Genomic DNA, 25,266 nt, shown 5'->3' on the forward strand with positions numbered 1-25,266 from the left:
CATTAATTTCACTGCGGCGTTTGGGCTGTTGTTGTGGCCAGTTCTTCTTTCTCAGTAATGCTTTCTTCTGCAAGTATTCCGTGCATTCCTTTACTTAATAGAGCAGATACAATGAAAGACACCACAAACACGAATATACCGACCACGATTATGCCAAAGACCTCAAGACCAAGCTGATGAAGTGCTGCAAACCCACCCCCGAAGAATAAACCATTAGGTACAGATGGGTAGCCAGCAGCGGAAGCAAAGGCATTCTGTGAGAAGAACCCAATCATGAGGATACCAAACAGGCCCCCAACACCATGAACAGATAGCACACCCACAGGATCTGTGAACCACCTAGCTTTCGAGAGGATTTTTTCACCAACAATGAAAAGTGGTCCAGCTATGACTCCGAGGATCAGCGCACTCCCAACGCTGACAAAACCGGCAAGTGGTGTGATGACAACAAGTCCCATAAGAGTGCCATTCACCGCGTAAAGCATTCCAGGGTTTTCCCTGGTCTCGAGGTACTTGAAGAACATTGTAGAGAGTAACCCAGCTGACCCCGAGATAAATGTGGTTAGGACTATAGTTATGGCAGAATAGTTCAACCCAAGCTCAGTCCCGGGGTTGAAGCCAAACCAGCCTATCCACAATAGGAGTATTGAAAGGGTCAGCCAACCACGGTTCAAGTTAATTGGCACCTGTATTGATTCTGTAAGCCCTTTCTTCTTTTCTTCCCGCCACACTTGTGTCATTATGCCCAGGGCAGCAATTGCGGCTGCTCCGTGTACGAGTAGACCACCTGCAAAATCTCTTACCCCAAGTGAGTATAGCCAGCCTGAAGGATTCCATATCCATGAAACCGGTATAGTCCAGATTATCATGAAATAAACAGCAGAATAGATAATGAATGCCATTAGCTTGACCTTCCTCAATACCACCACACTTACTAGGGCAAGAGTGACCGATGCGCATGCCGCCTCAAAGAAGAAGAATGTTCCAGTTGCAAGAAACGTATTGGAATAAGCCGATCCAGTAAGCCAGTATATTCCAGAGAGCATACCTGAGTTTGAAGAAAACATTCCCAGGAAAAGACCATTGTTCAGAGGGTTGCCAATGACCCCTCCGATTGATGGGGCAAATGCAATGTTAAACCCCACGAAGGCCATGAATATGAGAGAAGAACCGGTGATTAGGGTGGTCTTAAGGAGAGCATTATCAAACCTTTCACTGAGTTCTCCAATCTCAAGAAAACCCACTGAAATTGCCATTATGAAGACAAGAAGTCCGCAAAAGAGTATCCACAGATTGTTAATAAGGTCAAGCGTCAATACGATGCACCTTCTAGACAATGGTACAGGAGTTTAAAACTCTGATGGGCTAAATATTCGGCTAATGCTTGGAATAAGCTATTCCACGTGATATTTATTATATTTTATACCTGAAAGAACACCAACCCGTTACAGAGGAAAAGGTAATGAACAGCTACAATAGCGCAGTGCAAGAAGTCCACAAATACGTTACATTTTTATGAGAAAAATGTAAGTTGTGACTCGAATAAGTCTAAACCCCAAGTAGCTTTAATGCAGATCTGTAGAGAATTTCCACACCGTACTTCATCGCATCTTCATCTATTTTGAAGGTTGGGCTGTGATTTGGAGACACAATCCCTTTTTTTTGGTTACCTACACCGAGAAAAAAGAAAGCTCCAGGAACCTCCTTCAGATAGTAGGAGAAGTCCTCCGAACCCATAATGGGATCGGGATGAAATACATTCTTGGCACCGACCACTGTCTTCGCAACCTCCTCCACGGTCGAATCAATCACAGGGTCATTGACCACTACAGGGTATCCTTCCAAATAGTTGAATTCATAGGTTGCGCCGTAAGAATTGCAGATTCCAGACAGGAGCCTTTCCAGACTGCTCCTCACCTTTGCCCTGATTTCATCGTCGAAAGATCTGACGGTGCCGGTAAGATCGGCGTACTGGGCGATGATATTGAACCTGTAACCTGAATTGAAAGTACCGAATGTCACGACAGCTGGATTGAAGGTTGGAATCATTCTCGATACTATGGCCTGAGCGGCATCTACGAAATAAGAGGCGATAACAAGAGCATCGATGGAGTTCGAAGGGTCAGAACCATGACCCCCTTTTCCTATAATCCTTATGCGGAACTCATCGGAACCAGCCATTGCACGTCCCGGGTATGCTGCCACTGTACCCGAAGGCATTAGGGAAGTTACATGCTGGCCAACTATCGCGGAAACTCCCCTTAGCTCGTCCGCCTTGATAAAATCTATCGCGCCTCCCGGGGTCGTCTCTTCTGCAGCCTGGAAGATGAGCCTCACAGTGCCTTTGAATGATGCCCTATTTTCAACAAGAAGCTTTGCGGCCCCGAGCAGCATTGCTGTGTGGGCGTCGTGACCACAGGCATGCATAATCCCCTTATTCCTGGACATGAAAGGAACTTCTACCTCTTCCAGCACCGGAAGTGCATCCATATCAGCCCTGAGGGCGACTGTCTTGCCCTTTTCAAATCCGTTTATGTCGCAAGCTATGCCTGTTTTCCCGATCCTCCGGCACGTAAGTCCCATGTAATTCAGTTCCTTCTCAATACGATCCGCCGTCCCAAACTCATTGAAACTTAATTCTGGATTTTCGTGAAAATACCTTCTCAAATTAACCACATACTCATTTACCTTTTCACTTTCCATGCCGTTCACCATATGATACAAAGATGTTTGTGCTTTATGAACTCATGTATAAAACATTTGTAGACGAAAAGAGGGAAGTTGGACTCTTTTGGTAATGATATTTTACAAAAAAGGAAAATTGATTGACATCACGTGCAGCCTGGAATTAGTGGGATCTTTGATGAAGTGTTTTCCATTTTTAATTGGGGCCCCTGATCCTCTTTAGCATTTCGGCTGCCACATCAGAGCGTATCTTCCTTTCCTTGACCATCATTTCAGCCAGCCTGTCAATCTCTTCGCCCTTCGCTCCAACCGAAACAGCAACATTCCTGGCGTGGAGTCCCATGTGTCCCTTCTGGATTCCTTCTGCAGCTAGAGCTCTTATTGCCCCAAAGTTTTGCGCCAGACCTACGGCTGCAAGTACGTTTGCGAATTCTCGGGCCGATGAAATTCCGAGGATTTTACGCATAAGTTTAGCCTTCGGATGCGTTGCGGTAGCCCCGCCCACGATTCCTACGGCAAGGGGAAGCTCTATATAACCAGCAAGGTCTCCATTATCATTGATTTCCCACCTCGAGAGTGAGGTATAACGGTTCATGGCAGCATAGGAGTGCGCCCCAGCCTCTATAGCCCTCCAGTCATTTGCAGTGGCTATCAGCACTGCGTCAATGCCATTCATTATTCCTTTGTTGTGGGTTGCTGCTCTGTATGGATCTATGCTGGCGAATTTATACGCTTCGACAATACCACCCACCGTGTCATCTCCGCCTATGGCTTTCCGATCAAAAACAGCATACGATCTTGTCATTCTGTACGTTGCAAGATTACTTAGAATCCTTAACCTGACGTTACCCCTCGATATCTCAGAGATTTTCGGGGCAAGGTATTCGGCCATGGTGTTCACTGCATTAGCTCCCATTGCATCTCTCACATCGACAAGTAGATGAACAACCAGCATCGGATTCGATTCATCAATCACCCTGACTTCGAGGTCCTTAGCTCCGCCACCAACTTTCAGGAGAACTGGATCCTGTGAATTAGCCATGTCAAGTAATTCCTGCTTCCTTTCGAGAATTCTGAACTTTGCTCCAAAAGGATCAGAAACACCGGATAGCTCTATCTGGCCAATCATGATCGGTTCTGACGAGACTGACCTGAATCCCCCTTTAACCCTGGCCATCCTTGCAGCGTTTGAGGCTGCTGCGACCACGCTTGGTTCCTCTATCGCCATGGGAATAAAGTAATCCCTGTCATTGATCCGGAAGTTTGTTGCGATGCCTATTGGGACCTCAATGGCTGAGATAACATTTTCTATCATATGATCCGCAGCAGAATCCCCCAGACCGCCCATATTTCTAAGCAATCTCATCTCTTCTTCTGTCAAATCAGTTGCCTTCCTGATTAACTCTCTTCTCTCCTCCACGGATAATTTGTAAAATCCGGAAATGTTTGATTCTGGCATTCTACGCTATAATCCACCGTATTAAAGATTTTACCTAACCCATTCTTATAACGTTCACAAATGGAGTGCCCTGCTCCAAAGCGTGATATAGCTGAGAAAATAGCGAATTCGTTTACTATTTTTGTCCTTATAACCAAGGAAAGGTTGTCTTTCGCCTTCATTAGAAGATAACCTCCTTCTCTTACGCAGCTGAAATGTAACGATTAATTTGAACTATCCGCGTAAAACAGAGGAAATTCAATAACATTCAAATTGCCTAATTACGCCAGCAGATCACAAATTATGAGACTTTACACTCTGAGTGCCCTAATTATCATTATGCGTTCAACGTCAGTCATTATAAATGGAGTTCTGTGAGTGCTGTAAGAGTCGTGCCCAATTGGAATTTTATTCGCGTAAACTGTAAAACTAAGTAATATTTTTGATTATAAATGAGAAAGTGGACAGCCTTCCTTTGATTGTTTTTATATCTTTCATACTATATCTTGGATTCGCCTCTAGAGCAGCCGCAAGAACTGATAATATGAAACACAAGTCTTAAGATTGGTTTTCACCCGGCTTTTCAGCACAAATTCTTCGGTGAAGTACGGGTATTTAAGAGATTTTCGAATTTATATTGATGGAAGTGCCCCTAGCTTCCTAAAAAGATCAACTGATTCCACGTCCTGCGAAACTCCGGTTATGTATTCTTAGGGTTACAGCGCCACCCTATAAGTAGAAGCATGACGTTATTGCAACTTAATCTGACCATATTTTGACAAGGGAGAATATCGGTCTTTTGCATGAGAAGTACTCCGGACCACGTTCTCAAAGTCATATGATTTTGCCAAAATACTATATACGTATACGCTATGCATATGTATAATGACAAAACCGGTTACTTTGTCAGATGCTGCCTACGATGCACTGCTAAAAGCGAAGGGAAAGAACATGTCATTCTCAGATGTGGTGCTCAAACTTGTTGAGGAGTCAAAACGAAAGAATAACTTTTCTAGCTTTGCAGGGGCTTTCAAATCCGATGCAACCAATCTAGAAAAATTTAGAAAGCAGATTGAAGAAGACAGGTTAAGAAACACTGAAGGTTTGTGATCATCTGGTCGTTCTGGATACCAACGTCATCATAGATTATCTTATAGGAAAGGAGAAGATCGTCAGTCTGATCAATCGATTTGCTGATAATGAATTAGCAACGACATTTGTAAATGAGTATGAGTTACTTAAGTACAAAAACGGAAGGATTTTAGATGAAGTCATTGAAACCCTGAAAATCTATTACTCAAACGACATTTCCACCGAAGCTTCTGCCGTAGTATACCACAAACTGAGAACAAACGGCAAGATGATGAGCGATAACGACCTGTTGATATTTGGAGTATGTGCTGCCAATAATGAGCAATTGATCACGCAAGACAAAGCATTTCTGGTCCTTGAGAGTAGTCAGGTCTCGGTGATCGAGTAGATATCTCTGGTAAATAATTGGCGTGATATTCAAATTCTCCAATAGTTGAATCTCCTTTAACATTCTTAGTGAGAAACCGTTCCATCAATATTGTAACTATCTCTATTTCACTGCCTGCGACAGAATACACTAACCTCCATGCGTCAGGAAGGTTGTATTTCCATAAATTGTCGATCCTATATTTCTGTGCGTAGGATTTTGGTATCTGACGTTTTGGTATTTGAATTCCACAGAATAGATTTGATTTTAGGTCATCAGTCGCTCTTTCCAGAAACTTATAGAGAGTCGGATTATCTGTCTTCGTGTGGAAGTATGCATACTGAGTATCTTCATCTGCGAATACCACAGTGACCTTCTCGTCAATCACTACTTCAATAGCAGTTTGCTATTGCTATATTTACTCACAAGCTCGGAGTTATACCCAGATCATCTTGCCTTTATTTTGTACAGTCTTTCCCGAATCTTCTAGATACGAAATAATGAGGTTAAACGTTTGGTACATAACCTTCTTTTCTAAGGAAAGCCAAAGCCGCCTCTTTGACGGATATTCTTCCGCTTTTCTCAGAGCATCTTCTACCATGAGAATCGTGTCTAACAATAAACCAACAACAACAGGCTGACGCAAAGACCAGCCTCCATCAGATACTTCCACGAGAGGAGGGAGCAGTAATGTTACCCAGACGACCAGCAGGATTGAGTCCAAAAGATCAAATTTACCCATGCGTCTCGGTATCAAAGGTTCAAGTGTCTTCGCAATGACTATGATAGATTCAATTCCAAGCGGGATATTCACGCAAAAATTCCATCTCCAACCCACAGAATCAACGATCAATGCTCCCAATGCAGGTCCGCCAACAATAGCCATTCCAACGAAACTAGTGACAACCCCCGTTATTTTTGCCATCACTGTTGGAGACACCGTCGACGCTATTACAGCTAGGCCAACAGGTAGGAAACCGCCGCTTCCAAAGCCCTGAATTATCCTGAAGACAATCAATTCTAACAGTGAATTACTCATTCCTGCCAGTATTGACCCCGCTATGAAGATCTTGAGCGTGATGAGCAATATGGACCGCTTACCGTATTAGTCTGACAATTTTCCGAATATGACCATTCCAATGGCAGATGATGTTACATAAGCATCTATGAGGAAAGGCATTGCACCCGGCTGTCTAAAAATTTTAACAATAACCGGTATTGCAGTGGATACTATCAGGTTGTCCAGTGCCCCCATTAGAAGTCCAAGTACTATGCCCAAAATGATTAATGAAGCTCGTTTCCCGATTATTTCCTCTTTCTCTATCCCAGAATCATTCATAACTCATCGTCTTACAAGGGTTCGGAAAACTTCCGAAAGTTTGTCCAGAAAATCTTTGTCTGTTGCCGGTTCTATCCTCTCAACAAACATTTGTTGCAAATTCAAGAATTTTCTCAGTTTTTCACTACCAGTTTCCGAGATAGAAACCACTAGTTTACGCCCATCTTCTGCATTCCTGTTTTTGATAATACAGCGTGTTTTCACCAAGCTTTCCAGAATACCCGTTATCGTTGGAAGCGTAATTCCAGTATACGCAGATATTTCAGTGGTAGTCATCTCTTTACGCTGAGAAATAACCTAAAGTATCCACGCTCGAGTTAATGTCAAACCACTTTTCCTTGCATTTGTCCTAGACACGCTGACAAATCTCTGAACAAACGTTCCAATGTTTGACCAAAGCTCAATTTATACTGATCTGTCCGCAGAAAAACTGTTATCATTTATCATATTTAGGGATCCTAATAGTTAGGAATCCTAACAATTTTTTCCCTCAACAACTCGTGTAAGGCTATATCACAATTCTTGCATAGCGGTAAAGTGAATAGAATATCGGATAGTGTGTACTCTAGATAGAGCGGTATAGCCATAATATAACGTTCTCAACACGGCAATCTTAGTACTTATCAACCGGCATTTACACCTTTGAGTTATCGGTATCCACTGTTACGCTCTTCTCTTTTTAAGCAACATCGAAGTGCTAAATGACAAGGATGACACAATTGTACTCATTTCCTTACTTTCGTGTTCAGGAAATATCGGAAAATGTTGATTCTAAGGATAGGTAGGGAGTTGAACCCTATTAGATGGGATCTGCAGTCCCACGCATGACCGCTCTGCCACCTATCCACGGCAACAGGGTAGATACACAAATAATTTAAATTGTTTTGTTGAGAAACAAGACAAGTAACATGACGGTGCTATGCGTTAATATTTCCTTGAAAATTTTGGTCTGGAGCAAAGATGCAAGGTTTATGAGGTATAGAGGTATCACTAACAGAAACCAAAGTAGAGTATTTAATTAATACAAATAGAACGAGTGGTTATTAACATGGAAAATTATGATGCTTCTCAGATAACAGTTCTTGAAGGACTGAAGGCGGTCAGGAAAGTCCCCGGGATGTATATAGGATCAACCGATGAACGAGGGCTACACCACCTTGTTTACGAAGTGGTGGACAATGCTATTGACGAGTCAGTTGCTGGATACTGTAAGAACATATTTATTAGCATAAACGAGGACGGATCCCTTTCCGTCGAAGATGACGGAAGGGGGATTCCTGTTGACCTTCACCCAAAATATAAGAGACCGGGTCTTGAGATAGTGCTCACCGAATTGCACAGCGGAGCAAAATTTGACAAGAAGGTGTACAAGATCACGGGAGGGCTCCACGGCGTTGGGGTTCATGTGGTTAACGCACTGTCATCTAAGCTCATCGCAGCAGTTAAAAAAGAGGCTGATCTTTACTATGAAATTTTTAATCGCGGTGTCCCGAGAGACCATATGCAGAAAGTATCTATGGAAAAATTCACAGACTCTAAGGACCAGGACGTCGCTTCACTTTCATTTAAACTGGCGAAAACCCATGGCCTCCTCATAAAGTTCTACCCGGATAGTGAAATATTTGAAACACTGGATTTCTCCTACAACACTATAATAGAGAGGATGAGGGACCTTGCGTATCTTAATCCCCAGGTAACCATAACAATAGAGGACAACAGGGAATCAAGAAAGGAGATCTTCCACTTCGCCGGCGGTCTTTCCGAGTTCGTTACATACCTCGGTGAAGGGCATATCCCTATCCACAAGACGCCAATATACTTCAATGAGACTTCGGAAGACGTTGTGGTAGAGTTTGCGCTCCAGTACAATACCAGTGTTACCGAAATCATGCAGTCATATGTGAATAACATTAGCACCATGGAAGGCGGGACACATTTGACAGGGTTCAGAGCAGGTCTGTCACGCGCTGTTCAGGAATATGCAAAGAACCATAACCTCATAAAGGGAATAGAAGGGATAAGCGGAGATGACGTAAGAGAGGGCCTTGTGGCGGTACTACACGTTAAGGTATTTCAACCGCAGTTTGAGGGGCAGACAAAATCCAAGCTCGGTAACAGCGAGGTAAAGGGCATTGTTCAGTCACTCACCGACAAATTCCTCAGGGATTACTTCGAATCATATCCGCACATAGCTGACCAGATCATCAAGAGAGCCATTGCTGCCGCTGCCGCAAGGGAAGCGTCAAGGAAAGCCAGGGAACTGGTCAGGAGAAAATCAGCCCTCGAAAACGGAGGATTGCCGGGCAAGCTGGCGGACTGCTCCACATCCGACCCGGAGAAATCAGAATTGTATATCGTAGAAGGAGATTCCGCTGGTGGTTCTGCAAAGCAGGCCAGGAACAGGGAATTCCAGGCTGTGCTCCCGTTAAGGGGGAAGATTCTGAATGTGGAAAAAACAAGTGATATAAAGGCTCTGGAGAACCAGGAGATTAGAAATCTCATCACAGCCATGGGAACGAACATAAAGGATTCTCTGGACATAGCAAAATTAAGGTATCACAAGATCATAATTATGACTGATGCCGACGTGGACGGCGCTCACATAAGGACACTCCTGCTTACCTTTTTCTACAGATATTCTCGTGAGCTTATCACGGAAGGCAAGATCTATTTCGCACAGCCTCCACTTTTCAGAATACAGAAAGGTGATAAGGTGCATTATGTGTACTCCGAGAAGGAGCAGGAAAGCATAGCAAAAAAGCTTGGAAATGGGTCTATAATACAGAGATTCAAGGGTCTTGGTGAGATGAACCCTTCCCAGTTATGGGAAACCACAATGCAGCCTGAGACAAGAAAGCTGGTGCAGGTTTCGATTGAGGACGCTGCAGCGGCTGACAGGCTTTTTTCAATATTGATGGGAGAAAAAGTTGAGCCCCGCCGTAAGTTTATAGAAGAGAACGCAAAATATGTAAAGAACATTGATTTGTGAGGAATTGGAATGCAGACAAGGCCGATAGAAGAGGAAATAAAAAATTCATACTTGGAATATGCAATGAGTGTTATTGTGAGTAGGGCCATCCCGGACGTACGCGACGGGCTCAAGCCTGTTCAGAGGCGGATACTTTACTCTATGAGTGAACTGGGAGTCACTTATGACAAACCCTACAAGAAATGTGCAAGAATTGTGGGAGAAACCATGGGTAAGTACCACCCTCACGGAGACCTCTCAATTTATGATGCCTTGGCCAGAATGGCGCAGACATTCTCCATGAGGTACACGCTGATTGATGGCCAAGGAAACTTTGGATCAATAGACGGAGACGAACCTGCCGCAATGAGGTACACAGAGGCCAGGCTGGCAAGATTGTCCTCTGAGATGGTACAGGACATTGAGAAGAATACGGTCAGATTCAGACAGAATTTCGATGGCTCCCTTGAAGAACCAGAATACTTCCCGACAAAGGTCCCACAGCTCCTAATAAACGGAACCTCTGGGATAGCAGTTGGTATGGCGACCAACATGCTCCCGAATAATCTAGGGGAAATATGCGATGCCATTACTTACAAGGTCGATAATCCAGGGTCTGAAACGGATGAGTTGCTTAAATTCGTAAAGGGGCCCGATTTTCCCGGAGGAGGAATTGTCTTTTATACTAAGGAACTAGTAGACTCATATAAGACCGGAAGGGGCAAGGTGTTGTGCCACGGAGAGGTGGATATGGACGAGCCAAAACATCTTGTTATCAAGAGCCTTCCCTTTGGAGTAAATAAGGCAACTTTCATCGAAAGCATAGCCTCCCTGACGAAGAATGAGGTCCTTAAAGGTGTTACAGATTTAAGAGATGAATCAGACAGAACCGGAATGAGGATTGTCATTAAGGTCAGGGACGATGATATGAAACCCCTTGTACTCAATCAGCTTTATGAGAATTCCGCACTTGAAACGTCAATAGGTGTTACAAACCTGGTTCTTGTGAACAATGAACCAAAGATACTGGGACTTAACCAGCTCATCGAACTATTCATAGAACACAGGCTGGAAATGATCCTTAAGAGGTCAAAATTTGACCTGGCCAAAAACCAGGAGCGGCAGGAAGTACTCCTAGGTATTGTGAAGGCACTTGACAATATTGACAGGGTCGTCGCTACAATCCGGGCATCAAAGGATGTGTCTGCAGCAAGAGCTTCCCTTATTTCCTCATTTGAAATGTCGGAGAGTCAGGCGGACGCCATTCTTGAAATGAGGCTCCAACGGCTCACTGCTCTGGAGACAACTAAGGTGAAACATGATCTCGACGAAGTTGTGAAGAATATCAAGAGGTTAACGAAGATCATTGGTGAGGAAATGGAGCGCAGATCGATCCTCAAGTTCGAAGTTTCAGAATTAAAAGAGAAATTCGCGGACAAGAGGAGAACTAAGATTGTTTACAAGCTTTTGAAAGAGAGATCCGTGGAAGATCTAATACCCAACGAGCAGAATATGGTTATACTGAGTGACGGTGGCCTGCTCAAGAGGGTATCAATTGACGAATACAAGGCACAGAAGAGAGGGGGAAAAGGGATCATAACCTCAACGAGAAAGGAAGACTCCGTAAAAAGTGTTCTCAAGTGCGATAGCCATGATACGATTTATTATTTCACAAATACGGGCAGGGTCATCAAGGGGAAGGTTTACGAGCTTGAGAAGAAGAACAGGAAGTCTGTTGGGACATCCGGACAAGCCATTCTGCCGTTGATGGAGGGTGAGACTGTGGAACAGATACTAAATGCCCCGAAGAACAAGAAGTCGTTTCTCATACTTGTAACAAGGAAAGGCTTCGTGAAGAGGACCCCTGCTGAAGACCTTTTCGAGATGAGAACCAGCGGTATAAGGATCATAACGTTGGAGGAAGATGATGAAGTTGTCGCAGTTGAACACAGGGATAAGCCAGGAAAATTTGTAGTTGTTTCCAGCACTGGGAAGGCGGCTGTATTTCATTCTAAGGAAGTCAGGATGACAGGCAGAACCTCAAGGGGAGTAAAGTCCATGAAGCTCAGGAAGAATGAGTATATTGTCTCCGCGTTTGCAGTTGAGGATGATGAGTACCTGTTCAACGTATCTAGAAATGGTATTGGCAAACGCACACTAATTTCCGAATATCCAGTGCACCATCGCGGTTCATCCGGGGTTTTCCTCTCTAAGTGGAATGACAGAACTGGCCCACTTGTTTCTGCTCTGCCAGTAAGGGAAGCTGACGATGTGCTGCTCGTCTCAAAGAATGAGAAGACCATACGAATCAGGGTGGCAGACATCAGGGAACTTTCCAGGGTAACTGCTGGAGTGAAGTTGATTGACCTCGACGATGAGGATTATGTCATATCAGCAACGAGGATTGGGGCGGACGAAAATGAAGAATAATTTCCCGGAATACAGGATCGCCCTTATGGGACTAGGGAACGTGGCAAGAAGTTTCCTCTATGTACTTGACAAAAATTTTAAAACCATATCGAGAAAAACTGGTAAGAACCTAAAAATTGTCTATGCCTCGGATTCAAAGGGGGTATACAATAAGCCTGATGGGTTTAAGCCAATAGATCTACTTGAGGCCAAACAGAAAGGTCGTATGGATCTGGTGGGAAAGAAGATATCAACTGAAGACCTGTTTTCCGGGGCACCGGACGTAGTTGTGGACCTGACACCTGCAACACCGGACGGAATTTTTGGCCTTGATCTGTATAAACGTTCCTTTGGATCAGGTGCAGACGTAGTTACAGCGAACAAGTCTCCGCTTGCCATGCAGTGGTCAGATGTGATGAACGCTGCAAGGATAAACGGCAGAAGAATCAGGTACGAGGCGACTGTAGCTGGAGGAACCCCTCTTTTCAATCTTCTCGACTATTCTATGATGCCTGTTGAGGTCATCAGGATTAGGGGAATTGTCAGCATGACTGTAAACTTTGTCCTGGACAGGCTTCTGCATAATCTGGACTTTAGCCAGTCCGTAAAGATGGCACAGAAAGAGGGCATTGCAGAAACCGATTTTCACGATGATACCATGGGCATTGACTCCGCAAGAAAAACAGTCATCATTGCCAATGCAGTATTCGGCTCGAATCTATCACTAAGAGACATAAAGTATGATGGTGTTGAAACACTTTCAGACAGGATTGGCGAGATGAGGAGAAGCGGTGACAGGTACAGGATCGTTTCGGACGTTTACAGAAAAGATAATGAGGTATTTGCTTCGTCTCTTATCAATAGCATTGAGCCGCTTGACCCGCTAGTATCACTTGGTACATCATCGCTTTCCTATTTGCTCGAGACAACTGAAGGTTCTAAGTATTTTATAGGAAATATTCGTGATGGCCCCCTTGAAACGGCGTCCGCTGTATTGAACGATGTGATGATTTTGGCAAGGGAAGAAATATGAATCCAATCAGGCGTCATTCGTTTTTCTTACAATCCTATAAATAGAGTTTATCAATAAACGGACGTGAAGGAACTAGGGCGGAAGATTATTTTTGATACCCCCCAGGAAATCCTGGATCCTGAGCACACAGTACTCATCGTCTGGAATGTCCAGAACAGCTTTGTGCGGCATACATATAATCCTCAGGAATTTCAGAGGAACATCAAGAGTCTTCTGTGGTCCGCCAGAATGTCACGAGTAAGGGTAATTTACAGCAGGTATACCGAAGTCGATGCAGATTTTCAGTACCCATGGACAGTTTTTCTGGAGATGACAAAGAGGAGACTTACTGATCCCACCCGACTGCAACTGCAATTTCAGCCTGGTACTGGAGATTCAGAAATACACGAATCCGTGGAGCCGGCTGTGAATGACATAATACTGAATGTCCGGTTACACAGCCTGTTTTATGGTTCACAGTTCGACTCAATGATGAGAGCTGCTGGAATAACCACGGTTGTATTTTCCGGTGTTGGCACTGAATTAGGAATAGAGAACAGCGTCAGAGAGGCATCTGTCATGGGATACTATACCGTAGTATGCAAAGAATGCGTAACCACGCAAGACAAGAGTGCCCAGGAGATCTCTTTAAAGAATATGGAAGATATTGCTCTGGTATATCCTCTTAGAGAAATTCTGAATCAATGGAAGGGGAGAATGCAGGGATGATAGAATTTAGGGAACTTAAAGTCCCCATAGGCATAAGGAGTCTGCGGACTGCAAATCTGTATTTTATAACTAACGGCAAAAGGGGGGCGCTCATTGACACCGGCATGTCACCTGATACATTGGAATTCCTGAGGAAAAATGGTGTAGAAGTGGACGAGATAGGCGAGATAATGCTAACTCACCTTCATTTCGATCATATAGGCGGAGCGGCAAATCTTCAGAAAAGCTTGTCGGTGCGCGTCTATATGGGTAAGTTGGATGCCGAGATCATCTCGAGAATGATGAGTGACCCTGAAGGGTATCTGAAAAATGAAATTTCGTATCTGAAATATCTTGGGTTACCAGACAACGAAGTTGATATTGCGGCTAAGGTCAATCCTGTAAAGGAGACATACAAAGAAGCCGCTGCAATCGATGAGATTACACCGCTAGACGAAAATTCGACATTTTTAGGCTTTCCGGAAATATCAATTCTGGATGTGCCGGGCCACACTCCAGGGTCTACAGCATTTATAGTGAAGGATCAAAATTTTGTGTTTACAGGGGATCACATTATTGAGCGCATAACTCCAAATATTTCATATTATGATGATGACTCCGACATGCTTGGCATGTACCTCAAAAGCCTCCTGAAACTCCAGTCGACTGGTATTCAGACCGGCTATTCCGGTCATGGTCCTGAGATTGACAACCTTTCTTACAGGATAGAAGACCTACTTGCCCACCATAAACTCAGACTGGCCGAGATAAATGCTCAGTGTGATGATTGGAGAACCCCATTCGAAATTTCAGGAAGAATCAGATGGAACAGGGGGAGGACTATTAACGATATGAACGGCATGGAGAGGATTTTTGCCATTGGTGAAACCCTTGCACACCTCAGGCATCTCGAGAAAATCGGCCTGATTTCAAAGAGCGAGCGATCCGGAAGAATTGTATATAAAAAATAGATAATAATGAATTCCTGTGATTAGAAAAATGTCTTCTTAATTGCAGAATCCACTTTGCCTTTTAGCTCTGGATTTATTTCAGTAATATTGTGGGCTGATTTTGCATGCTCCACAATCTTTGGCATTAGTTCTTCCTTTGTCTTGGCCTTGGTCTCAAAACCACATTCCATTCCGATATCCTTGCACTTAAAACTATACGGTGCCATTGTTATCAAGAGCGTAGCCAGTTTAGATATATTAAAATTTGTGGTACATCAAGGCGATGCAAATACTTGCCATAAAACCATTGCACGTCAACATAAGCGAGGTTGAAAGCGCCGATCGTGGCTTCTCATTCTATCATTAATATGCGGAAGCCGGGATTTGAACCCGGGTTAAGGGCTTGGGAAGCCCCTGTGATAACCGCTACACTACTTCCGCGAAACTTGGCATGTCTATTCTGGTAAGGAATATTGAAAGGTTGTAGATAAATGAAGCGGGATCTGTAAGGCACATGGAAGCACAAATACGCTGATTCACTGACCACACCTATTAGGCATGTTTTTCAAGGTGAAATTCACTGAGTATCAGTATAGTCGGTCCCTGGCAATATGACTCTTTGTGTCCCGATTATATAGGTCCGCCAAGAATATCTATTATCTGTCACTTCATTTACACAGCCATTAGCGTTTCAGCAATCATTCTGGATAGGAGACTTCCCTTTTCGTTTCATATGTATACTAGCGCAGCTTAGCGAATTTCTCGTTTTATCTGTGCGCGCCCTCAAAAAAAACAATTTCAGCAGCATTATTGGTGAAAGTGAGATTCAACAATCCATGAATGAAAGTTGTTATTGCTCCGTGTGCATTAGATTTCAGAATGGTTGAGACAAAAATAAAAGATGGAGGGTTTACACCCATCCTCTGAGTTTCATCGCATCAGCGACTCTCTTTATAGATACAATATAGGCCGCAGTCCTCGGATCAACATTATACTTTTTGGAGGTGTCAAATACAGAATGGGCTGCTTCTGTCATCTTCCTGTCTAGCCTCTCGTCGACTTCCTTGTCGGTCCAGTAGTAGCCTTCCTGGTTCTGTACCCACTCGAAGTATGAAACGGTCACTCCTCCGGCGTTAGAGAGGAAATCTGGCAACAGTGCGATGTTTTTCTTGTGGAATATCTCGTCTGCATCTGGTGTGGTGGGCCCGTTCGCAAGCTCAAGGATTATCTTTGCCTTGACCTTGTCTGCATTGTCGCTTCTGAGCTGATTCTCTATTGCCGCAGGTATAAGCACATCTACCTTGAGCTCAAGAAGTTCCTCATTCGTTATGGCCTTTGTGCCAGGGAATCCTTTTACGCTTCCTGTCTTCTGTTTGTGATCCATTAACTTGTTGTAGTCAATGCCATTTTCTGAGTAAATTCCGCCCTTCGTATCGGAAATAGCTACTACTTTTGATCCAAACATCTCATTTACAAGCTTGTGGGCGAACTGTCCAGCATTACCGAATCCCTGTATCGCTACTGTGGCTCCCTTGAGGTTCATTCCGAGTTCTTTAGCCTTTTCTCTGAGTACGTACATTCCACCTCTGGCTGTTGCATCTCCTCTTCCGAGTGATCCCCAGTTCTCCAGCGGTTTTCCCGTGATAACGCCAGGAGCAGAATGCCTGACAATGTTCTCATACTCATCCATCATCCACGCCATTATCTGTGGGGTTGTGTATACGTCAGGTGCTGGTACATCAACGAGTGGGCCAATAAATGTCCCAAGGGCTCTCACGTAAGCTCTGCTGAGTCTCTCGAGTTCCCCGACGCTCATTGTCTTAGGATCGCAGATGACGCCTCCCTTTGCTCCGCCGAGTGGCAGGTTGGTTATTGCTACTTTCCAGGTCATCCAAGCTGAGAGGGCCTTGACAGTGGATAGAGTCTCTTGTGGGTGGAATCTTATCCCTCCTTTCGTTGGTCCCCTTGCGTTGTTGTAGTGTACTCTGAAACCAGTAAACACCTTGGTCTCTCCATTATCCATCTTTACAGGTATAGCAACCTGCATGATAGCCATCGGCTGGCTAAGCATTTCGAACGTTCGCTTATCCATTTTCACAACATCAGCAGCCTTCTTAAGCTGCTTGACTGCTATGTCAAATGGGTCCAGATCTTCTGTCATGTTTTCACCATTTGCCTCTTAAACAAGGCACGGGATGATCACGTATTATTAGTTTAACCTTTGCTGTAACATCTAAGCCGCAAGTGCAATAACAGTACTATGGATCAGTAATAGCTTCTAAGTTCCCTGTATTCAGAAACTACCTTGCCGTGGAGAGAACTGAACACAAAGCCAGCAAGCCTTATGTTTGTGATAAGAGGTATCCCCCTAGATATGGCGATCCTCCTGATCTCGAATGAATCTCTTATCTGATCAACCGCTTCGCTAGGAGTGTTCACTATAACTGACAGCTTACCTGTGGAAATGATCTGGTCGATTCTCGGTTCTCTCAGATCTCCTATCCTGTGCACAAGTATGCTCTCTATTCCGTGCCTTTTCAGCTCTTTCCCGGTTCCTGAGGTTGCGTATATTTTGCCGTTCAACTCGGAAAGGAATGGTACCAGTTCCGAGAGCCTTACCTTGTCCGAATCATTGACGCTTATGACCATGTCACCGGAATTGGATATATTTGATCCTGAGATCGAAAGAGCTTTTACCAGTGCTTCCTCTGGAGATTTGCCAGCTCCCATCCCTTCTCCAGTAGACTTCATTTCCGGTGAAAGCACTGGATCAAGGTCCTCAAACCTCCTGAACGGAAAGACTGGAGTCTTGATGAAGAAAGAACGCAGTTTCCCAGGTTTCTCAGATTTCAGACCGTTCCCAAGCATTGCACCAACTGCGACTGCCACCCAGTCAACTCCAGTTGCTTTGGACACAAACGGAACCGACCTGCTGGATCTGGCATTCAGCTCAATAACAAATACACCTGCTTCGCTGGAAGCGATCTGAAGATTAGAGAGCCCAACCAGCCCGAATGATTTGACAAGGAGATTTATAATTCTGTTGATTTCCTTTATGACGTTTGCCCTGACCATTGACGGCCCCATGATCATAGTTGCATCTCCAGAGTGGGTCCCTGCTTCCTCAATGTGCATACATATCCCGCTTATGTTGTATGATTTCCCATCAGAGACAAAATCGACATCAATTTCATCCGCCCGCTCGATATATTTGCTTACGAGGATAGGATATCCAGGACGTTCACGAAAGAGTTCCTCTGACCTTTTCATGAGGGTCTCCCGATCATTGATTATGTCCATTGATCTCCCACCTATTATGAAGCTAGACCTCAATATTACCGGCAGATGAATTTCATCAATCTTGCCTGACACTTCCTGCAGGTTTGAAACTGTGGTGAATGTTGGCTGCTTGATACCAAGGGATTTCAGGATATTTGCAAAGTAGCTGCGGTCTTCGGCTTTCAATATATCCTTAGGTTTTGTTCCCAGTATAATGTCCTCACCAAAAATTTCCGATAATCCCTTGACCATGTTCTGCCCTGTCTGGCCGGAGAACTGTACAATTACGCCAAAAGGTCTCTCCCACCTAATGATATTTGAAACGTGTTCAAGCGTGAGTGGCTCGAAATAAAGGACATTGGATACGTCGAAATCTGTTGACACGGTCTCTGGATTAGAATTCACCATGATGGTTTTGTATCCATCACGCCGAAGCTTTTTAATGGCCTTTACTGAACCATAATCAAATTCCAGTCCCTGGGCAATTCGGTTTGGTCCTGATCCGAGGATCAGTACTTTATTACGTTCTCCATCGGTCTCTCGTTCTCCCTCCATTTCAAATGTTGAATACAGGTATGGCGTAGTGGCAGCAAATTCGCCAGAGCATGTATCTATGGACTTGAAGACAGGTAGTATACCGGCGTCCAGCCTGGATCTAGTGACTGTGATGGGGTTGACCTTTGAGAATGCAGAGATAATCAAGTCGGAAACTCCAAGTGACTTTAGAGCGACAATATTTTCTGGAAACTCTCCCATCCCAATGGCGGAAATCTGGTCAACAATGTTCTTGATTTTCCAAATGAAGTAGCTATCATAGCCACTCCTCATTGAGATTTCATTTATATTGAACCCCCTGAACAGAGCCTCAAAAATGGCATAAATTCTCAAGTCGCTCGGGTTCGATACATACCCCCAGATCCTTTCGTCGGATTCATAAATGCGTATCTTTTCGGACATTTCGTTATCCAGGGAAGCAATCGCCTTCATGAGAGCTTCCTCAAATGTCCTTCCAATTCCCATGACTTCCCCGATGGACTTCATCTGAACGCCGATGGTGCGGCTGACATGGAATTTGTCAAACGGCCACCTTGGGATCTTTACAGTGACATAGTCAAGGGAAGGCTCAAACGCGGCATAAGTATTTCCAGTAATTGGGTTAAGAATCTCATTCAGGTTATACCCCACTGCAATCTTCGAAGCTATCCTAGCTATTGGATAACCACTGGCCTTTGACGCCAGGGCTGACGACCTCGATGTGCGCGGGTTAACTTCAACTATGTAATATTTCCCATTTTCTTGATCCAGTGCAAACTGTATATTGCAAGCTCCTACAACCTCCAGAGCGGAAATAACCCTTATTGCCGATCTACGCAGTCTATGATAATCCATATCACTCAAAGTTTGTGAGGGTGTCACCACAATGCTCTCACCCGTGTGAACACCCATGGGATCCAGGTTTTCCATGTTGCACACTGTAATGCAGTTTCCCGCATTGTCCCTTATAACCTCATACTCAATCTCCTTCAGCCCTGCGAGTGATGTCTCCACATCTAGTGACGATGCATCGTATTTGCTGAAGTAGCCACGGCAGAACGCCTGAAGATCCTCTCTTGTCTTGATGATGGAACCTCCAGACCCACCGAGCGAGAAGGAAGTTCGTACAATAACTGGGAATTTTGAAACTGCGTTGATCGATTCTTTATAATCTTCTTTCGTCAGTGTGTATGATTCTGCGACAGGCTCCCCGATTTCGAGCATTTTCTTGTGAAACATCATCCTGTCCTCTGCCAGGCGGATCGCGCGCACGCCTGTGCCGAGGATTTTGATGCCTAGTGAAGCAAGATCTCCACTCCTGTCAAGTTCCATAGCAAGATTTAGTGCTGTCTGACCACCGACCGAGAAAAGTATGGAATCTACTTTCTCTTTTCTGACAATCTGCATTACCGCTTCTTTTGTTATGGGCTCGATATATATCCTGTCTGCTATGTCAAAATCGGTCTGAATTGTCGCCGGGTTGGAGTTCAGCAGAACTGTACTGATCCCCTCCTCCCTCATGGAAAGGCACGCCTGAGAACCGGAATAGTCAAATTCTGCAGCCTGTCCGATCACAACAGGTCCGGATCCAATGATAAGCACCTTCCCTACGTTGTTATTTCTTGGCATGAAATCCCTCCACTACCTTTGAGATTGTGAAATAGAATTCCGAGTAATCCTTTGGTCCTGGTGACCCTTCCGGATGATACTGGACAGAATATATGCTCTTCTCGGTGTTGTATATCATCTCCACTGTGTGGTCGTTCACGTCCCACTGCCCTATGTGCATATCACCAGCCGAAATTGACGCCGCATTGACAGCATAACCGTGGTTGTGCGACGTTATGAAGACTCTTTTACCATCTGTCACCGCGTGGTTGGTTCCACGGTGACCGAATTTCATCTTCTCAGTTCTGCAGCCCTGTGAAAGTGCAATGAGTTGGTGCCCGAGGCAAACGCCGAGAATGGGCATGGATCCAGTATTCTTCTTAAGGAAATCCGTGATCCCTCTCAAGGACTCGTGAGCAGGATCTCCCGGACCGTTTGATACGAATATGGCATCGTAATCTTCATTTATATCAAAAAAATTGGAATTGTAAGGAACTACAAGCAGGGAAAAGAAATCCGAGATGTTTTGCAACAGGCTATTCTTGGTACCTGCATCTATGTACAGCACCTTGGGCTTTCCAGCTTTGCCAATAGCGTAACTCTTCTTTGTGGATACCTCACCAACAAGGTTGGACGCCATTGGGTCAGGCCAATTATCAGGAACCTCATCTGTATTGAGTATGTGTGCCTTCATCACACCGTGTTCTCTTATCTTTCGCACGAGGAGCCTTGTGTCTATACCGTCAATGGCCGGTACGTCATTATCCACCAGAAATCTATTCAGTTCTTCCCCGCTGCTTCCTGAGTAGAGCTGGGTATGAGCATCCCTGGTTATTATGGCGCTCACCTGCGCCCTGTCAGATTCCATTACGCCATTTTTCAAAGGATAATTACCGATTGTCGGAGAAGCAAAAACAAGCATCTGCCCCCTGTACGATGGATCTGTTATGGATTCAAGGTAGCCTGTCATGGAGGTTGTGAAAACAATTTCCCCATATCGTTCTGAAGATGAGCCAAAAGATCTCCCCTTAAGGACAGTGCCATCTTCAAGAGCAAGAAATCTGTCAAGCAAATAGGTTCCCCCCAGCTCGTACAAAACTCCAGTTAAAGGGGATCCGTTTCAACTTGTTCAGCCTTATCTCACATTAGCATAAAAAAATAGTGTTTATCGGACTGCGATCTTTTCCCTTTTATAAAATATTCAGATCTCCCATTCATTACAGCCAATGGCGTATTCAATAATTCTTTGATTGATTAAATTATTTACAAAAAATTGGAATGAAAATAACCATAAGGCCGGTAAAGCCGACCAAAGGGCCTGCCATTGGAGAGATTGCTCCCCTTCCTTCTGGGAAACCTACAGGGGAATATACAGTACTGATCCCAAAGAATCATGGATCGCAGTTAGGTAAGCTCCGGAGAAACTGGAAAAGTAAATCTGGCTTTCTAAAACTGACCATAGGCTCATTTTTTTTAGTGCGTAGACTTGCGGATAATGTTAATGCGAAATCTCATTTACCTTATTCTAAGTATATCGCCAGTGATAGCAAAATAAGTGCAACCATAATACTTAATACCGACTGTGAATATTTTGAACAGTGGCGGAACACCGGAGAAAAATGGAACGTTTCGAGAGACTCGTAACATTCGATGATGCCATCAAGAAGATGCTCTCTGTGAAGTGGCAAGGCAATGTAACTGAATTAATTCCCGCTGGCGTATCCTTCGAGAGAGTTTCTGCTTCAACTGTTCAATCAAACATAAACGTCCCCACATTCGATAGAAGCGCTGTTGACGGATATGCAGTGATGAGCACAGATTTATCAGGTTCCTCAAAGTTCAGCCCCGTTACTCTCAGCGTCAGGGGTAACATAGAGGCTGGATACACTGCTGAAAATGAAATTAATCGCGGGAGCTGCTATGAAATATACACCGGCGGAAGATTGCCTAAAGGCGCTGATGCGGTGGTAATGGCTGAGGACTCATCAAGAAATGGAGACAGCGTTGAAATCCTGGAAGGTGTAAGAAAATTCGAAAATGTGTCCAGGACCGGCGAGGATATAGAGGCTGGCCAGATCCTGCTGGAAAAGGGTCAACAGATAAGGGCACAACATGTCGCTTCCATGATTGCAGCAGGAATCAAAGAAGTGGATGTTTACAGTAAACTGGTTATGGGTATCCTTTCCACTGGCAACGAACTTTTGGACTCAGGGAGCAATGTAGCGAATACTACACAGCCTCTTCTGCTGAATTATTTCAGAACGGGATATATGGAAACAGTGAATCTTGGCGTGGTACGTGATGATATAGCTTGCATTAAGGAGAAAATATTGACCCATCTGGATCAATTCAACCTGATCGTGATAACCGGCGGAACAAGCCTTGGTAGAAAGGATGTTGTTCCCGATGTACTTGACAATATAGGTCATCTAATTTTTGGTGGTGTCAGAATTAAGCCGGGAAGGACCATTTCGCTTTATGAAGTCAGCGGTAAACCTGTCTTTTCTGTCTCAGGACTTCCCGTTGCAGCCCTTATTTCACTCGAAGCTTTTCTGCCATATTTTCTGAATCAGGTAATATCTCTTAAGAACACAAGAATCTCCATAAACGCAAGAATTTCTGAGAGGGTAGCAAACAGAGATTCCATGCGTTCATACCTTAGAGTCAGGTTACGTAATACTGAATCTGGATTAATAGCGGAGCCCCTCAGAATCACTGGATCCGGCATACTTTCTTCCCTCCTTAAAGCAAATGGGATCACGGTAATACCGGAAAACGTGGAAGGAATAGAAGAGGGGGAGACTGTCAGTGTATCTGTCATAGGAGACGTATTCTGATGGCAATCATATTTCACAAACTGGTTACCGTTGAGAGAGCTGTCAAGCTTACGGAGGAGAGTACAAAATCTGTTACTGAGACTGAAATCGTGAAGCTGGAAGAAGCCCTTGGCAGAGTACTGTCCGAGGATGTATATTCCCCAATAGACTCCCCGCCATTCGACAGATCCGAAGTTGATGGTTTTGCAGTTTCATCTCCTTCCGTTGAAAACGCTGATCAGGATCACCCTATAAAACTCAAAATTGAGGGGATCTCACTCATTGGTGAATCAGCGAGAGAACTCAGGGAGTCTGACGGATGCTTCAGGATAGCCACCGGAGCTATTGTCCCTTTCAATTGCGATGCAGTTGTAATGTCTGAATACACAAAGGAATCCACTAAATCCGTAGAAATATTGAAGTCGGTCATGTCCGGAGAGAATGTAACTCTTGCCGGCGCAGACATTTCAATGGGAGAACTCGTGTTGAGGAAGGATACTGCTATAGGACCAAGAGAGATAGCAATTCTGAGTTCCATAGGCGTTGACCATGTTACTGTATATCGTAAACTCAAGATAGCTATAATATCGACGGGCAATGAACTTGTGGAACCGGGGGGGAAAATAACAAGAGGAACGATTTACGAATCCAACGGAATAACCATAAAGGGTATACTAGACCAATACAGTGTTTTCGAATCCGATTATCTGGGAATAGTCCGCGATGACCTGGAGCTAATCAGAAAAAAAATTAACACGATCACAGAAACATATGACATTATAATTACCAGCGGAAGCACCTCAGCTGGTGAGGGAGACATGGTTTACAGAGTGCTCGGGGAACTGGATCAGGGAATTCTTTTTCACGGAGTGGAAATTAAGCCCGGGAAACCTACACTCCTTGCCGTTGGCAATCATAAACCTGTTTATGGACTGCCAGGTTTTCCAGTTTCTGCTCTTATGGTATTTGAGACCATTTTTCTACCAGTGCTTCTGAGAGCGGCCCATATAAAGAAACCTGTAAAGAAGCTGAAGGCAACGATACCGGTAAGGGTTGGGCTCTCTCTTGGCAAACTCAACCTGATACCTGTGAGCCTTGTGCAGCGCAGAGGAAGCGTTGCGTACCCACTTCTTGGAGACTCCGGGAGCGTGTCTAGGCTTACCAGATCTGATGGGTACATTTCTGTCTACGGTGACAGGTCTTACATTGACGAGAATGAAAACCTGGATGTTATCCTGTATTCAGAATACCTACTGGTTCCGGATCTAAATTTCATTGGTAGTCATGATGTGGTTCTTGATGCAATATTTCACAAGCTTGATCTGAACGTGAAGGTTGTAAACGTCGGTTCTCTTGGAGGAGTTGAAGCGATCAAGCGGGGTGAGGCCGATCTAGCAGGCGTTCACATCCTGGATCCTACCACCTTGGAATACAACAATTTTCGTGAAGACAACTTGCTGGCAGAGAAGGCCATACTTGTGAAGGGCTATAAGAGGGAACAGGGCATAGTTGTGCGGAAGGGAAATCCAATGAAAATAAGAAACTTTGCTGACGTTGCCGAAAAAAATGCGAGATTTGTTAACAGAAACGGTGGGTCAGGCACCAGAATACTCATTGAAAAGATGCTGAAGGACTCTGGTATTGAAGCAAAAAGTATAAGGAATTTCAGGTACGAGGTAAAAACTCATAATGCAGTTGCCAGTGCAGTGAAAGCGGGTCGAGCAGATGCTGGTATCGCGATTAAGCACATGGCGGAAATGTACGGGTTGGATTTTATTCCCATTGGTTATGAAGATTATGATTTTCTGGTTCTTAAGGAGAGTGTTCAAAGGCTTTCCCCCTTTTTGGATGCCCTTAAAAGCGAGTGGTTCCGTGATCTCCTGGCACGTAAATTTTTCGGATATAGCCTAAGTTAAATTTGTGTTCCTCGTGTTTGTGGTTTTTACGAACAGATCTCACTGTGCCGACGGGTTGCCTGACACAGGTAAATTAAGCATAGTAGCTCTTTCCAATACCGTGTGCCGGCATTTGCTTAATAGAAGCAAATCAGGATTCGCGCCC

At 44.4% G+C, this 25,266-nt stretch carries 19 protein-coding genes, 2 tRNA genes and 1 pseudogene; 9 read left to right on the forward strand and 13 right to left on the reverse strand.

Going from position 1 to position 25,266, the window contains the following annotated elements:
- Positions 1-8: 8 nt before the first annotated feature.
- The 3 genes from QW597_05780 to QW597_05790 all read right to left on the reverse strand — a co-directional run bounded on the left by QW597_05780 (position 9) and on the right by QW597_05790 (position 4,144).
- Positions 9-1,316, reverse strand: a complete 1,308-nt coding sequence (locus tag QW597_05780; protein MEM0156092.1) for an ammonium transporter — start codon at positions 1,314-1,316, stop codon at positions 9-11.
- Positions 1,317-1,548: 232 nt separating this feature from the next.
- On the reverse strand, positions 1,549-2,703 hold the full coding sequence (locus tag QW597_05785; GenBank protein ID MEM0156093.1) for an amidohydrolase: 1,155 nt from the start codon (positions 2,701-2,703) through the stop codon (positions 1,549-1,551).
- 178 nt (positions 2,704-2,881) lie between these two features.
- Positions 2,882-4,144, reverse strand: coding sequence for a hydroxymethylglutaryl-CoA reductase, degradative (locus tag QW597_05790; GenBank protein ID MEM0156094.1), 1,263 nt, complete (start codon positions 4,142-4,144; stop codon positions 2,882-2,884).
- An 864-nt stretch (positions 4,145-5,008) separates the two neighbouring features.
- On the opposite strand from QW597_05790, the gene QW597_05795 reads away from it, so the two are divergent.
- On the forward strand, positions 5,009-5,233 hold the full coding sequence (locus QW597_05795) for an antitoxin VapB family protein (protein MEM0156095.1): 225 nt from the start codon (positions 5,009-5,011) through the stop codon (positions 5,231-5,233).
- A gap of 311 nt (positions 5,234-5,544) precedes the next feature.
- On the opposite strand, the gene QW597_05800 is transcribed toward QW597_05795, so the two are convergent.
- From QW597_05800 to QW597_05820, 5 genes and pseudogenes are all read right to left on the reverse strand, one after another.
- Positions 5,545-5,970 carry a hypothetical protein gene (locus tag QW597_05800; protein MEM0156096.1) on the reverse strand — a complete coding sequence of 142 codons (426 nt, stop codon included), beginning with the start codon at positions 5,968-5,970 and terminating at the stop codon, positions 5,545-5,547.
- Positions 5,971-6,018: 48 nt separating this feature from the next.
- A pseudogene (locus QW597_05805) lies at positions 6,019-6,675 on the reverse strand (MFS transporter).
- A gap of 12 nt (positions 6,676-6,687) precedes the next feature.
- Entirely contained in the window at positions 6,688-6,921 is a 234-nt protein-coding gene (locus QW597_05810) for a hypothetical protein (GenBank protein MEM0156097.1), read from the reverse strand.
- 3 nt (positions 6,922-6,924) lie between these two features.
- Positions 6,925-7,215, reverse strand: coding sequence for a MarR family winged helix-turn-helix transcriptional regulator (locus tag QW597_05815; GenBank protein MEM0156098.1), 291 nt, complete (start codon positions 7,213-7,215; stop codon positions 6,925-6,927).
- 480 nt (positions 7,216-7,695) lie between these two features.
- A tRNA-Cys gene (locus tag QW597_05820) sits at positions 7,696-7,767 on the reverse strand.
- 202 nt (positions 7,768-7,969) lie between these two features.
- Here QW597_05820 and gyrB point away from each other — a divergent pair.
- From gyrB to QW597_05845, 5 genes are all read left to right on the forward strand, one after another.
- The gene (gyrB, locus tag QW597_05825) at positions 7,970-9,910 is read left to right on the forward strand and encodes a DNA topoisomerase (ATP-hydrolyzing) subunit B (protein MEM0156099.1); all 1,941 of its coding nucleotides are present in this window, start codon (positions 7,970-7,972) and stop codon (positions 9,908-9,910) included.
- Positions 9,911-9,919: 9 nt separating this feature from the next.
- Complete coding sequence (gene gyrA / locus QW597_05830; protein MEM0156100.1) at positions 9,920-12,319, forward strand: DNA gyrase subunit A; 2,400 nt, start codon at positions 9,920-9,922, stop codon at positions 12,317-12,319.
- Entirely contained in the window at positions 12,309-13,331 is a 1,023-nt protein-coding gene (locus tag QW597_05835; protein ID MEM0156101.1) for a homoserine dehydrogenase, read from the forward strand. Before gyrA ends, QW597_05835 begins: the two co-directional genes overlap by 11 nt.
- A 63-nt stretch (positions 13,332-13,394) precedes the next feature.
- Complete coding sequence (locus tag QW597_05840) at positions 13,395-14,039, forward strand: isochorismatase family cysteine hydrolase (GenBank protein ID MEM0156102.1); 645 nt, start codon at positions 13,395-13,397, stop codon at positions 14,037-14,039.
- Positions 14,036-14,989: an MBL fold metallo-hydrolase gene (locus QW597_05845; GenBank protein MEM0156103.1), complete on the forward strand. Its 954-nt coding sequence runs from the start codon at positions 14,036-14,038 to the stop codon at positions 14,987-14,989. Before QW597_05840 ends, QW597_05845 begins: the two co-directional genes overlap by 4 nt.
- A gap of 20 nt (positions 14,990-15,009) precedes the next feature.
- Here the strand turns inward: QW597_05845 and QW597_05850 are convergent, their stop codons facing one another.
- The 5 genes from QW597_05850 to carA all read right to left on the reverse strand — a co-directional run bounded on the left by QW597_05850 (position 15,010) and on the right by carA (position 21,461).
- The gene (locus QW597_05850) at positions 15,010-15,195 is read right to left on the reverse strand and encodes a DUF1059 domain-containing protein (GenBank protein ID MEM0156104.1); all 186 of its coding nucleotides are present in this window, start codon (positions 15,193-15,195) and stop codon (positions 15,010-15,012) included.
- Positions 15,196-15,337: 142 nt separating this feature from the next.
- A tRNA-Gly gene (locus tag QW597_05855) sits at positions 15,338-15,409 on the reverse strand.
- A gap of 469 nt (positions 15,410-15,878) precedes the next feature.
- Positions 15,879-17,129 carry a Glu/Leu/Phe/Val dehydrogenase gene (locus tag QW597_05860; GenBank protein MEM0156105.1) on the reverse strand — a complete coding sequence of 417 codons (1,251 nt, stop codon included), beginning with the start codon at positions 17,127-17,129 and terminating at the stop codon, positions 15,879-15,881.
- A 104-nt stretch (positions 17,130-17,233) separates the two neighbouring features.
- Positions 17,234-20,410, reverse strand: coding sequence for a carbamoyl-phosphate synthase (glutamine-hydrolyzing) large subunit (gene carB / locus QW597_05865; GenBank protein ID MEM0156106.1), 3,177 nt, complete (start codon positions 20,408-20,410; stop codon positions 17,234-17,236).
- Positions 20,397-21,461, reverse strand: a complete 1,065-nt coding sequence (carA, locus tag QW597_05870; protein ID MEM0156107.1) for a glutamine-hydrolyzing carbamoyl-phosphate synthase small subunit — start codon at positions 21,459-21,461, stop codon at positions 20,397-20,399. Before carA ends, carB begins: the two co-directional genes overlap by 14 nt.
- Positions 21,462-21,667: 206 nt before the next feature.
- Here carA and QW597_05875 point away from each other — a divergent pair, with 206 nt between their 5' ends.
- From QW597_05875 to QW597_05885, 3 genes are read left to right on the forward strand one after another with little or no spacing between them, the layout of a single operon-like run.
- Positions 21,668-22,033 carry a hypothetical protein gene (locus QW597_05875; GenBank protein MEM0156108.1) on the forward strand — a complete coding sequence of 122 codons (366 nt, stop codon included), beginning with the start codon at positions 21,668-21,670 and terminating at the stop codon, positions 22,031-22,033.
- Positions 21,988-23,226 (forward strand): molybdopterin molybdotransferase MoeA, encoded by a 1,239-nt coding sequence (locus tag QW597_05880; GenBank protein MEM0156109.1) that lies wholly within the window; start codon positions 21,988-21,990, stop codon positions 23,224-23,226. Before QW597_05875 ends, QW597_05880 begins: the two co-directional genes overlap by 46 nt.
- Positions 23,226-25,121 carry a molybdopterin biosynthesis protein gene (locus QW597_05885; protein MEM0156110.1) on the forward strand — a complete coding sequence of 632 codons (1,896 nt, stop codon included), beginning with the start codon at positions 23,226-23,228 and terminating at the stop codon, positions 25,119-25,121. Before QW597_05880 ends, QW597_05885 begins: the two co-directional genes overlap by 1 nt.
- Positions 25,122-25,266: the final 145 nt, after the last annotated feature.

The sequence above is a fragment of the Thermoplasmataceae archaeon genome (assembly GCA_038729425.1).
Lineage (GTDB): Archaea > Thermoplasmatota > Thermoplasmata > Thermoplasmatales > Thermoplasmataceae > B-DKE.